General features: G+C 64.9%; 12 protein-coding genes and 1 pseudogene. 2 read left to right on the top strand and 11 right to left on the bottom strand.

The features are described 5' to 3' along the window. The 8 genes from QOI01_RS04080 to QOI01_RS04045 form a co-directional block, all read right to left on the bottom strand. The coding region (locus QOI01_RS04080) for a CaiB/BaiF CoA transferase family protein (RefSeq protein ID WP_526378832.1) at window positions 1-788 on the bottom strand (788 nt) is incomplete at its 3' end. After that, window positions 785-2,059, bottom strand: a complete 1,275-nt coding sequence (locus tag QOI01_RS04075) for a methylaspartate ammonia-lyase (RefSeq protein WP_526378830.1) — start codon at window positions 2,057-2,059, stop codon at window positions 785-787. The genes QOI01_RS04075 and QOI01_RS04080, both read right to left, overlap by 4 nt. A 19-nt stretch (window positions 2,060-2,078) precedes the next feature. After that, on the bottom strand, window positions 2,079-3,221 hold the full coding sequence (locus tag QOI01_RS04070; RefSeq protein WP_526378828.1) for a pyridoxal-phosphate dependent enzyme: 1,143 nt from the start codon (window positions 3,219-3,221) through the stop codon (window positions 2,079-2,081). Continuing rightward, entirely contained in the window at window positions 3,218-4,174 is a 957-nt protein-coding gene (locus QOI01_RS04065) for a polysaccharide deacetylase family protein (protein ID WP_526378826.1), read from the bottom strand. Before QOI01_RS04065 ends, QOI01_RS04070 begins: the two co-directional genes overlap by 4 nt. A 34-nt stretch (window positions 4,175-4,208) precedes the next feature. Continuing rightward, entirely contained in the window at window positions 4,209-4,985 is a 777-nt protein-coding gene (locus QOI01_RS04060; RefSeq protein ID WP_526378824.1) for an SDR family NAD(P)-dependent oxidoreductase, read from the bottom strand. Between the two features lie 63 nt (window positions 4,986-5,048). Beyond that, on the bottom strand, window positions 5,049-5,798 hold the full coding sequence (locus tag QOI01_RS04055) for an SDR family NAD(P)-dependent oxidoreductase (RefSeq protein WP_526378822.1): 750 nt from the start codon (window positions 5,796-5,798) through the stop codon (window positions 5,049-5,051). Continuing rightward, window positions 5,795-6,493 carry a cysteine hydrolase family protein gene (locus QOI01_RS04050; RefSeq protein ID WP_526378820.1) on the bottom strand — a complete coding sequence of 233 codons (699 nt, stop codon included), beginning with the start codon at window positions 6,491-6,493 and terminating at the stop codon, window positions 5,795-5,797. Before QOI01_RS04050 ends, QOI01_RS04055 begins: the two co-directional genes overlap by 4 nt. Further along, window positions 6,490-8,043: an amino acid permease gene (locus QOI01_RS04045; RefSeq protein ID WP_526378818.1), complete on the bottom strand. Its 1,554-nt coding sequence runs from the start codon at window positions 8,041-8,043 to the stop codon at window positions 6,490-6,492. Before QOI01_RS04045 ends, QOI01_RS04050 begins: the two co-directional genes overlap by 4 nt. 141 nt (window positions 8,044-8,184) lie before the next feature. On the opposite strand from QOI01_RS04045, the gene QOI01_RS04040 reads away from it, so the two are divergent. Further along, window positions 8,185-8,865, top strand: a complete 681-nt coding sequence (locus QOI01_RS04040) for a GntR family transcriptional regulator (RefSeq protein WP_526378816.1) — start codon at window positions 8,185-8,187, stop codon at window positions 8,863-8,865. On the opposite strand, the gene QOI01_RS04035 is transcribed toward QOI01_RS04040, so the two are convergent. Continuing rightward, window positions 8,823-9,368, bottom strand: a complete 546-nt coding sequence (locus QOI01_RS04035; protein WP_526378815.1) for a tyrosine-type recombinase/integrase — start codon at window positions 9,366-9,368, stop codon at window positions 8,823-8,825. The two genes, QOI01_RS04040 and QOI01_RS04035, sit on opposite strands and share 43 nt — an antisense overlap. A gap of 325 nt (window positions 9,369-9,693) precedes the next feature. On the opposite strand from QOI01_RS04035, the pseudogene QOI01_RS04030 reads away from it, so the two are divergent. Then, a pseudogene (locus QOI01_RS04030) lies at window positions 9,694-9,885 on the top strand (hypothetical protein); the annotation flags it as partial. Between the two features lie 136 nt (window positions 9,886-10,021). On the opposite strand, the gene QOI01_RS04025 reads toward QOI01_RS04030, so the two are convergent. Next, the gene (locus QOI01_RS04025) at window positions 10,022-10,744 is read right to left on the bottom strand and encodes a 2OG-Fe(II) oxygenase (RefSeq protein WP_526378813.1); all 723 of its coding nucleotides are present in this window, start codon (window positions 10,742-10,744) and stop codon (window positions 10,022-10,024) included. Further along, on the bottom strand, window positions 10,741-11,316 hold the full coding sequence (locus tag QOI01_RS04020; RefSeq protein ID WP_526378834.1) for a methylated-DNA--[protein]-cysteine S-methyltransferase: 576 nt from the start codon (window positions 11,314-11,316) through the stop codon (window positions 10,741-10,743). The genes QOI01_RS04025 and QOI01_RS04020 overlap by 4 nt, the downstream gene beginning before the upstream one ends. Between the last annotated feature and the right edge of the window lie 21 nt (window positions 11,317-11,337).

The raw sequence follows: 11,337 nt of genomic DNA, 5'->3' as shown, positions 1-11,337 counted from the left end.
ACGGCGACCGCAAGCCGCTGCCAGAACTTCTCTTTCGGGCACGCGACGACGATCCATCCATCGCTCGCCTGGAACGCCTGGAACGGCACCAGAGACGGATGCGCGGAGTGGTGGGTCCTCTTCGGCTCGAATTCGCCGTTGAGATGCCAGATGGCGGGATAGGTCAGCATCGAGACGGCCGTGTCGAACAGGCTTACGTCGCAGTCCATTCCGACGCCGTCCCGCCTTGCCGCGTGAACGCCGGCAAGGATCGAGACGGCCGCGACGAGGCCTCCGGAGTAGTCGACCAGCGAGAGTCCCGATTTCGTCGGTGGTCCGCTCGGCTCCCCGGTGATGTCCATCCACCCGGCGATGCCCTGCAGAATGTAGTCGTAACCCGGCTCGGCCGCTCGCGGACCGGTCATGCCGAATCCGGTGAGGGCACAGCAGACGATTGTCGGATTCACGCTCTTGAGGTCGTCGTAGGTGATGCCGACCTTGGCGGGAACGTCGCCACGGAGGTTGGAGTAGACGACGTCGCTGACCCGCACGAGATCGTGGAACGCTTCGCGTCCTGCAGCGGTCGAAAGATCCAGGCTCACACTGCGCTTGTTGCGATTGAACACCTCGAAGAAGAGGCTGTCTTCGCCCCGCTGGTACGGCGGGATATAGCGCCCGACGTCACCGCCGCTGGCCGGTTCTTCGATCTTGATGACCTCAGCGCCGAGGTCGGCCAGGTGCACGCTGCCGAACGGCCCTGCGCCGTACTGTTCGATGGCGACGATCCGAAGATCCGCGAGCGGCTTCACGCAGCACGCTCGACCGGGCCGCCGGTCGCACTTCGGCGCGAGGCCACGAGAGCAGCCACCCTCGCCATCTCGTTGCCGACGATCATCATTCCCTCGTCAACACCCATGCCCGGCTTGGCCAGCACCTGCGCGGCGCCGCACGCCATGGCGACGTGCGCGCCGATCTGCGCCGAACGATCCGTCTCGTTGCAGGTACCCCCGCAGTATGCGGCCAGCCCGCTGCCGGCGACCAGGAGCAGAGCCTCGATGGTGTTGTTGATACCGCCGAGGTCCGGCGTTTTGACGTGGATCATGTCGGCAGCGCCAGCTGTGACAAACAGCTCGATGTCTTCAAGGGTGTTGCACCATTCGTCGACCGAGATCTGCACGTCACTGCCGCGAGCGCGCAATGCTGCACGGAGAGCGGCGGAGGCCGCGATCTGTGCGTCACGGCTGCCGGCGTCGATCGCGTGCTCGACCCGCAATCGGAACGGCTTGGCGACCTGTCCGAGCTCCGTCAGGTAGTCCGCCACTCGTTCGACATCGCCGTCGAACGCCTGGCCAAGGGTCCCGTAGACGTCGTAGTGCATGATCGGCTCGTAGTCGGAGCGGGTGCGAAGGGTGAGGATGCGATCGCGGACCCAGGTCACGAATTCCTTGAGCAGTTCGCCGTCCCGGCCAAGGCGCGTCTCCAGGTTGTTGATCAGCCCGTGCGGGAGCACGTCGGCTTCTTTGAGCACCATCTTGTCGACGTTGTTGTAGCGGTCGTCACCCGACTGCACGAACATCGGCACCGGTACGATCTCGATCCCCGTCTCATACTCGTCCTGGATGACCTCCGCCATCGTCACCCTGCGCGCCTTCGCCACGGCGTCGAGAAGCGCTTGCGTGACGCCGTACCGAATCGCCGTATGCAGCGGACGATCGTCGATCACCAGCGCGTCGACCACCGCGGCGACGCTGCGAAAGTCACTGAGCTCTCGCCCGCGGAGAATCGGGGCGACATGCGATCGGATGGTCTCTGCCGCCACCGCCGAATCGAACACGACGTCGCGGCCACCCACGCCCGAATATTGGACCGCGGCGCAGTCTCCATGTCCGATCTGGCCATCTTCCAGAACGAGCATGACCGAGACCGCCTCGCCGGCCTGCCGGACGGAACGGAAGCCGGGCGTGACGGGACCGCCCACGTAGCCGAAGCCGTCGTGAACGGCTCCCCCGAGAATGGCGGCCTGATCGTCGGCGAAGAAGCCCGATCGGACCGGCACGCAGAGTACCTCGGAAATGAACATGAACTGCCTCCTCAAATAGTCAGGGGGTTCGGTCACGGGCGATGTCGGCCATGGCGGATGCAGCCTTCAGCCCCGAACCGGTGAGCACCAGCACGACCGTCTCGCCGGCGCGGACAAGTCCGCGGGCGATGAATCCGGGGATCGCCGCAGCGACGATCGAGCTGGTCGGCTCGGCATAGAGACCCTTGGCAGCGAGCGAAAGGACCGCGCGCGGAATCTCGTCCTCCTGGACGGTCTGAAAATCCCCTCCCGAACTCGCCACCGCGGCGAGGACTTCGCGGTCGCGCACCGGCCGCGCGATCGATGCCCCCTCGGCCAGGGTCGGTTTCCAATCGCCGCCCGCTGCGGCGGACAGGCCCGCGCCGAATGCGGCCGCCAGGGGGCTGCAGTTCGCCGGTTGGGCGACGAGGATCCGCGGAATCACGCGGATGGCTCCCGAGGCGGCGAGTTCGGTGAACCCGAGGAAGCATCCGAGCACCAGGCTTCCCGATCCTGCAGGCACGACAACACAATCGGGCGCTGCGAACCCCCCGTCCTCCCAGATCTCGTACGCCAGGAGCTTCGTCCCCTGCAGAAAGAACGGATGCCAATTGTGGCTTGCGTAACGTCTCCCCGCGGCCTGACGAACCGCCTCCTCAGACGTCGCGGTGCGGTCTCCAGGAACGAGTTCGATGTCGGCCCCGTGTATTCGGGTCTGCACGATCTTCGGCGCAGAGGTGTTCGCCGGCGCCAGGATCTTGGCGCTGATACCCGCGGCGGCGGCGTATGCGGCGACCGACGAGCCGCCGTTGCCGGAACTGTCCTCCAGCACCTCGATGACACCCTGGTCGCTCAGAACCGACATCATCACCGTGGTACCGCGATCCTTGAAACTCGCAGTGGGATTGAACCACTCAGGCTTGACGAGCACCGGGAAGCCGGCGACCTCGGTGGCCAGCATCGGCGTGCATCCCTCGCCGAGCGACACCGGACGCTCGAAACACACCGGCAGAGCCGCCCGGTACCGCCACTGCGAGCGCTCCGCACGGTCGACGTCGTCTCGAGTGATCCCGCCGAGCGGCGAAACCATCAGCGGAGAACCGTCGTCTCCCCGCCATCGCGTCTCCTCGATGGGATAGTGCGCACCGCTTCGGTCATACAGAAATGGCTGTGCCGCGCTCACAGTACCGTTGCAGCAGCGCTCGGCACCTGCTCCGCGAACGACTCTGCAATGTCGATTCGACGCATGAACGACACGTCGTCAAACTGCTGCGCATATTCGATGAATCGAGCTAGCGCGTCCGCGCGGGCCGGGTTTCCGGTAATCCGCGGGTGGAGCCCGATCGACATCATTCGGCCGATATCGTCGCCGTCGTTGCACAGGCGGTCCAGAGTCGCTTTCGCGGTTTCGAAGAACTGCTCCGGGCTGCCGTAACCGGTTCCCAAGATGTAGCGGGCGTCGTTCACGACGAGGGAGTACGGGACGACCAGGTGGCTGCGGCCCTGAACTGACGTCCAATACGGGATGTCCTCGTTATAGGTGTCCGAGTCATAGAAAAACCCGCCCTCTTCGACGACAAGTTCCCGCGTGTTCACGCTCATTTCGCGGCAGTACCAGCCCACTGGACGCGAACCCGTCGTCTTCTCGATGGAAAGGGTCGCGCGCCTGATCGCCTCCCGCTCTTCCTCGCGAGTCATTTCGTAATGGTTGCTCCAGCGATAGCCATGCCCCGCTGCCTCGTCTCCCCGTTGCGAAAGCTTTGCCGCCACTTCGGGATTGCGCTCCAACGCAACGGCGGAGGCAAAAAAAGTCACGGGGATGTCAGCCGCGTCGAACACGCGGAACAGCCGCCAGATCCCGGCGCGCGAGCCGTACTCGTACATTGACTCGACGGCAAGGTCGCGTTGATCGTCGACGGCGAACGGCAGTTCATACATGCCATCGTTTACCCCGTCGCCCATGGCGAAGGTCTTTTCTGACCCCTCTTCGTAGTTGACGACAATCTGCACGGCGACTTTCGCATCATTGTGCCAACGAACCCGTGGTGGATGCTCTCCGTAGCCGATCAGATCTCGCGGCGGTCCAGGGATACCCTCGACGTCGGTCTGCCGGAAGAATTGCGGGTCAAGCGTCACAGTTCGTTCTCCTAGCGTGTCAGTTGGGGGAGATTCAGTCGAGCCCCGCGAGGCTGCGCGCCCCGTCGGCAACGATGAGCTGCCCAGTCACATACGAGGCTTGAGCGCTCGCCAGGAACTGGTACAGATACGCGATGTCTTCGGGCGCGCCGACCCGTCCTGCCGGAATCTTCGCGACGACTGCATCGACTCCGTCCGGACCAAGCGAGTTCACCGGGTCGAGGGACTGCGGTGTTCTGATGACGCCGGGGGCGACAGCGTTGGCGGTGACGCCATCGGGACCGAACTCGACCGCGAGGGAACGCACGAGTCCGACAAGCCCGGCTTTTGCCGCAGCGTAGTGCGAGTGCTCCGGCCACGCGGACACCGTGCCGGCCACCGAGGAAGTGGCGATCAACCGGCCGTAGCCAGCCTTCCGCATGTGCGGGAGCGCTGCACGGAAGCATCGCCAGGCCCCATTGAGGTCCACGTCGATGACGGCGTTCCACGCGTCGTCGTCAAGATCTTCCAGTTGCACTTTCCTGGCGATGCCAGCATTGGCGACAACAATGTGCATGCCACCGAGTTCGCTCACGGCCTCGACGACCAGCGCGTCGACATCTGCTCTCTTGGTGACGTCGACGGCTGCGACGACGACTCGGCGCCCGGCGTCTTCGACCGCCGCACGGACGGGCTCGATGTCGTGGCCGTCTGGCGGATACCAGGCGAGCGCGAGATCTGCGCCTGCTTCGGCGAATATCTTCGCCGTCGCGGCGCCGATGCCGGACGCGGCTCCAGTGATAAGTGCGACTCGGCCGGTGAGATCGAACATGGTTGCCTTTCTAGCGTTCGTCTTGCGGTGTTGCGAATTCGGATGCGCAGACGTCGACGAATGTCACAGCATCACGTCCCCGCCATTGGGGCCGAGCGTCTGGCCGACGTAGTAAGACCCGTCGGCTGAAGCCAGGAGCACCGCGGTCGGAGTGACCTCGTCGACAGTTCCGAACCGGGCGATGGGAAGTTCCGCCAGCTTGCCGCTGCGCCATTCCTCCGACTCACTGTCGAGCAGGGGTGTCTCGATGGGACCCGGGGCAATGGCATTGACGAGCACACCTCGACGTGAGACCTCGCGCGCAAGGGACTTGGTCAGACCGATGATGCCGGCCTTGCTCGCGGCATAGTGCGAGACAGACCCGCCGCCGATCTGGCCCAGCTGCGACGCGATGTTGATGATGCGCCCGTCGCTCCGCTCGAGCATCTGGTTGATCAGCGCGCGTGTACACAAGAACGTGCCACGCAGGTTCGTGTTGACCACACGGTCCCAGGCGTCGACCGACATGTTCTCCAGCAGCGATTCGGTGAAGATGCCGGCATTGTTCACCAGAATGTCGACTCGCCCGAAATGGGCGAGCGACTTCGCGGCCATGCTGTCGACGCTTGCCTCGTCGGCGACGTCCGCGTGTACGAATAGCGCTTCACAACCGTGTTCCCTGATGCCTTCGATGACTTCGGCGGCGCGGGACTCGTCAACCTTGTCCGCAACGACGATGTCGGCGCCTTCGCGCGCGAACGCTATTGCGATGCCTTTCCCGATACCGGATGCCGCGCCGGTCACCACCGCGATGCGGCCTTCTAGCTTTTTCATGTGCACTCCGCATCAGCGCCGGAGGCGTGGTCATCCCACGCCTGCTGGATTCGATCGCCGGTCGCCAAGTCGAATCGGTGCCGCATCAACAGCATCGACGCCTCGTGCTGCGCCCGATCGTCGCTCGCGACGCAGTCCTCAGGGATGACGACGTAGTAGTCATTGAACATCGCGTCGCGGGCGGTCGACTCCACACATCCTTCGGTCGTGCACCCACCGACCACCACGGTTTCGATTCCGTTGCTGCGGAGAAGCAGTTGGAGATTGGTCCCCCAAAAGCCGCTCGAGCGGTACTTCCGCACCACAAGCTCATCGGCAAGGGGTTCGAATCCTGCCGCGAAGCTGTGCCCGGGGCTGCCGGGCACCGTGTAGCGCAGTGGCGGCCCGTCGCGCCTCGCCGCCTCGTGCATCTTGAGGTTGAAATGGATCTGCGCGGGCGAATCGCTCATCCGGCCGGGCAACGCCGTGTTCTGGATGTGAACGACGAGGATGCCGCTGCGGCGGGCGCCGGCCAGCAATGCCCCAAGACGCGGCCGAAATTCGGCGTACATGGACAGGTCGATTCCGAGCTTGCCGAAAAGGCCGTCCGCATCAATGAAGTCGCGCTGCATGTCGATGAGGAGAAGCGCGGTGTGCGCTGGATCGACGAGTTCGGCAAGCTCGGTGAAGACGCTCTTCCCCTCGACCTCTATCACTCGCCGCCCTTGGTGGTTTCTTCACGCATGGCTTCCAATTCCGCCACCGTCGGGTGCTGAACCGACGGTGCTCTGGCGGTCAGGTTGCTTTCGTGTTGCTCGGCAAGTGGGAGGTCGTCCTCTGCCACGAATGTGCCGATGGCGGCGATCTTCTCCGGAGCGGTGGCACGGTAGTACAGGTACAGGCCGAGGCCGAGAAGGATCCAGATGATGACGACGATCGAAACCAGGTTGTACGGATATGCCTGGCCGGGTGCGGCCACGGCGTACAGCGGGTAGGCGAGGGCCAGAACTCCGAGAATCGGAGTGATGACGTGGGTGGCAATCGTGCGCTCCGGCCTGCGCCAGAAATAGCGGACGAGCGCGATGTTGCTGATGATGTACACGATGACGATGGCGACGGTGCCGATCGCCCCGGTGAATCCATAGGCGCCAGTAGCGCCGGGCCCCAGCCAGATTCCCACGCCGATTCCCAGGACGATGGTGAAAACGGTTTGCGCAGCGATCGCGCGGTGCGGTGAGTACCAACGGTCGTGCACCTTGCCCAAAGACGCCGGGAGTACGTGGTCACGGCCCATCGAGAACATCACCCGGGTGGTCGTGTTGTGGATGGCGAGGAAGCAGCTGAAGATGCCGGCCACGGCCGCGATCTCGATCGGCTGCAGGAGCCATGGAGTCACATGCTGACCCAGGGTGACGAACGGATTCGCGTCTTGGAGGAACGCGGCCATCTGGTCGGGGTCGTTGAGGCGGTATCCGGCGGTGAGCGCGTACATCATGAGCACGTAGAACACCCCCACGGCGCCGAGCGCGCCGGTGATGGCGAGCGGGATGCTGCGCCGTGGGTCGCGGGTCTCTTCGCCGAGCGTCGCCGCAGCGTCGAACCCGATGAAGGACAGAAGTCCGAAGACCACCCCGAGTCCGACGCCGGTGAAGCCCGTGGGTGCGGCCGACGGGAGGAATACCTGGGCGGTGTTGCCGGGACCGGCAGTGGCGATGGCCGTCACACCGAGGATGAGGAAGATGACGACCTCGAGGGTAAGCAGGGCCAGGTCGAGATTGACGGACGCCTTGATACTGCGCAGTGACAGCCCAACGATGATCGCCAAGGCGGCGAGACTGAACAACCACCACTGGACGTCCAGATCGAACGTCGCCAGCACGTAGTCGTGCACGAACGCCCCGAATGCGCAGAAGAGCCCCGGGGCCAGAACGGCATATCCGATCCAGAACAGCCAGCCGGTGAAGAAGCCGGCCCCGGATCCGAGGCCCTGTGAATTGAACGTGTAGAACGACCCTGCCGAGGGAAGTTGCTTGGAGAACTGGACAACCGTGTTCCCCACCAGGGCGGCGGCGATGAACGCGATGAGAAACGAGAGCGGGAGTGCGGCGCCCGCAGCGGCGGCTGCAGCAGGTGCATTCAGCACTACCGCGAGCACGGGCGCCATGGCGGCAGCCGAGAGTGCGATGGCATTGGGCACTGTCAGGACGCCACGCTGCAGACTGGTCGGCTTCTCAGCAGCGGCAGGTCCTCGTTGTACTTCGGTCATTGTTTCCCGCTCCTCTGCGTTGACGTCTGTTATATCACCGGTATTTCAAGGCGCAACTCGAAAGCGAAAATGTGGTCTAGCCTGAGAGGCCGGCGATGGTGGGCTCGAGAGCGGCAGACAGGACGAATCAATCGATGGACAGTGGGCGCAGTCATTCCTCATCACGAGGGGTCAAGGGAGCTCCGCGTGGTTGCTGAACGGGCCAGCGACATCGCGTACGCCCGATTGCAGGAGATGGTTCTCGATCTGCGCCTGACGCCGGGCGCGTTCGTCAACGAGCAGTCACTCGCCTCGGATCTCGGTCTTGGCCGGATGCCCGTGCGCGAGGCGTTGGCGCGGCTCGCAAAAGATCGGTTCATCACGATCGTTCCCCGACGGGGAATCATGGTCACGCCCCTCGCCTTGGATGAGATATTGGACATGTTCGAGGCCCGGGAGGCCATCGAGTGCGGTGTCGCCTACATCGCGGCTACTCGGGCAACGGACGCGGACCTGCGCACGCTTCGGGGGCTCGTCGAGACCGTGGACCAGGCGCGAATCAGTGCGGACTCCGAACAGTTCCTGAAAGACGACCACGCCGTTCACACATTTCTTGTGCACATGATCCGGAACCCGCTGCTTCAGGATGCCGCCGACCGGCTCCTGCTACATACGCTGCGTTTTTGGCGACTCTATTGGAAGAATCTGCCGGCAAAGACCGAGGCTATGCTTTCCCACGCCGACCTGTTGTCCGCGATTGAGGGCCACGATCCAGGTAAGGCGGAGCAGGCGATGCGGAATCACCTACAGTCATCGCGACAACTCGTCCAACTTCTGTTCTGACAGCTGTCATCGAACGACGCCGACCTCAACCCTGAGAGCTGGGACTGTGGATTTAACGGTGCTTCCGGCCTGACACGCTGAGCGATGCTCGGCGAGAAAGGTGCCGTGATGACGACATACAGCGAGGTCGTCAACGCCGATCGGTGCAGCAGGACCTGACCTACCTCCGCCAGCGGGCTGCCGGCGCGCAGCATCGCCGTGGCCGCGGTATGTCGCAGCCGGTGGGCGCGGATCGGGCCCAGCCCGGCCCGGTGCGCGCAGTCGGAGACGACGTTGCTCACTGCAGCGCTGGTCAACGCCCGGTGCGGAAGACCGTGACATGAGCGGGTTTGCCACGTTGCGAGGTGCCGGAAATCGGTTGGGCTGGAAGAGTTCTTGGATCGAGACGGTACTCGGCGAATGTCTGGCGGTGGTGCTGGCTTGGCACTGGATGGTTGCCGACTTGACCAGCGACGCACTCGAGGAGTTCGACATCGCGCTGTCGTGCACCACGGTGCCCCCATCGTCGCGGCGAGCCTATCGGGCGCGGCTGGCCAGTCTTCGTCAGCTGTTGTTCGAGACCGCAGTCATCGACACCGCGCCCCGACGCCGACGGCGGACTCGTAGCCTCGAGCAGCGCTTCACCGAGGTGGCGATGCCCAACCCGATCCGCCAACGAAGATCCCGAACCCCTGGGAAACAACGAGCGCCGTCCCAGCATGACCTACGGAGAGCCGGATGCGGTGAAAGTCGCACGTCCGGTTCGGGGGCGCGGCGGCGGGAAATAGCCTGGGCGCAAGCCCGGACACTACGCCCACCGTCGACGCCTACTGGGCCAAGAACAACGGCCAGACCAACATCGACGAAGAAGTCCTGGCCTGCGGCCCCGACAACCGCCTCGCCGAAGACGGATGGACCGTCCAGATCCGCAACGGAAACGCCGAATGGATCCCACCCCCACACCTCGACACCGGCCAAACCCGCACCAACTTCTTTCACCACCCCGAACGCCTCCTCGCAGACCCCGACGACGACCCGTAGCGGTCAGTTCGAAATTGCTTGCGCTCAACGTCGTTCGCGTGACACTCATGCCGCCGTCGCTGCGGCGTGACGGATCGCCCACGATCGAGGGGACCGTCTCCTCATCTACGAAACTGTGCAGGTTGCGCACGGCAAGTCAGGCGGCATCGTGGAACACCAACCCCAGGGTGAACCGGGTGCCCGAGCGCACCGTCGAAACCCCGTGGCGCACTGGAGCCGCCGACCACCCACGCTTCGACTGCACCGGACGGTCCCGCGTGGTGAACACCAGTCCATGCCCGTGTGGGATGAGCGTGGCCGTGCCACGAGACTGCGCCCTGGCCCGCTGCTCGTAGAGCAGGAACTCCCCACCGGTGTGGTCGACTCCTGGCTCGTTGAGATTGACGACGACCTGCAGGGGGAAGACCAGTTCGCCGTACAGGTCGCGGTGCAGGGCGTTCCAGTCCCCAGGTCCATACTTGAGTAGGATCGGTGTCGGCTTGGTCTGCCCCGCGGTGTGGCACATTCGCAGCCATTCGGAAAGGCTTTCAGGCCAGGGTGTTTCGCGGCCCAGTCTGGTCCACCAGTCCCTGGCAATCGGCAGCAGCTTCGGATAGAGGGCGCGCTTGAGGGCGTCGACGGCCTCGGGGAACGGCTCCGCGAAGTACCGGTACTCGCCTTCGCCGAAGCGGTAACGCGCCATGTGCACCGTCGACCGGAATCGGGCCTCGTCCCCGTAGAGCGCGGCGATCTGGGCGGCTTCGCGCGGGGACAGCAGCGGTCCGGTCAACGCGCACCCGACGGCGTCGAGGTCGGCGCGAACGGCGCCCCAGTCGGTTGCCTCCACCCGGCGCCGCCACGGATCGGCCGTGACGCTCATGCCGCCGCCTCCAGCGTGAGCAGGGTGCGCTTGGCCTCGATGCCGCCGAGGTAGCCACCCATGCCGCCGTCGCTGCGGACCACCCGGTGGCATGGCACGACGACGGGCAGCGGGTTGGTGGCACACGCAGAGCCGACCGCGCGGACGGCCTTCGGGTTTCCTGCCAGTTCGGCGACGGCGGCGTAGCTGGCGGTGTGCCCGTAGGCGATCTCGGGCAGGTGGTGCAGGACGACGCTGCGGAACCCGCCTGACAGGCGCCAGTCCAGGGACACGTCGAATCCCCTTCTGGCTCCGGCGAAGTACTCGTCGAGTTCACGGGCGACCCCGTCCAGCCGAGCGGGGGCGAGCAGGATCCGGGGACTCACCCTGTCGGCCAACTGCTGCAGGACGGTGTCATGCCCCTCGGCGGCGTAGCCGACGCGGACGAGGCCGAGCTCGGTGGCGGCCACGAGAAGGGATCCGACTGGGCTGTCGAGGATTCGGTAGGCGACGTCGAGGACGCCGCCCTGCTGTGCGGCATCGACGAGGCTGGCGTGCAACGCGTTCAGTTCGTCGACGCCCGGATCGGTGATCCGCGTCAGGTCGCGGACGAG

The organism is Mycobacterium sp., from assembly GCF_032162605.1.
GTDB lineage: Bacteria > Actinomycetota > Actinomycetes > Mycobacteriales > Mycobacteriaceae > Mycobacterium.
This window is presented reverse-complemented; position numbering and strand designations above follow the sequence as displayed.

Bases quoted from the DNA above. Each gene is read 5' to 3' on its own strand.
- QOI01_RS04060 (WP_526378824.1), bottom strand. From the start codon at position 4,985: ATGTTCGATCTCACCGGCCGAGTCGCACTTATCACTGGAGCCGCGTCC.
- QOI01_RS04055 (WP_526378822.1), bottom strand. From the start codon at position 5,798: ATGAAAAAGCTAGAAGGCCGCATCGCGGTGGTGACCGGCGCGGCATCC.
- QOI01_RS04025 (WP_526378813.1), bottom strand. From the start codon at position 10,744: ATGAGCGTCACGGCCGATCCGTGGCGGCGCCGGGTGGAGGCAACCGAC.
- QOI01_RS04035 (WP_526378815.1), bottom strand. From the start codon at position 9,368: ATGGGGGCACCGTGGTGCACGACAGCGCGATGTCGAACTCCTCGAGTG.
- QOI01_RS04075 (WP_526378830.1), bottom strand. From the start codon at position 2,059: ATGTTCATTTCCGAGGTACTCTGCGTGCCGGTCCGATCGGGCTTCTTC.
- QOI01_RS04045 (WP_526378818.1), bottom strand. From the start codon at position 8,043: ATGACCGAAGTACAACGAGGACCTGCCGCTGCTGAGAAGCCGACCAGT.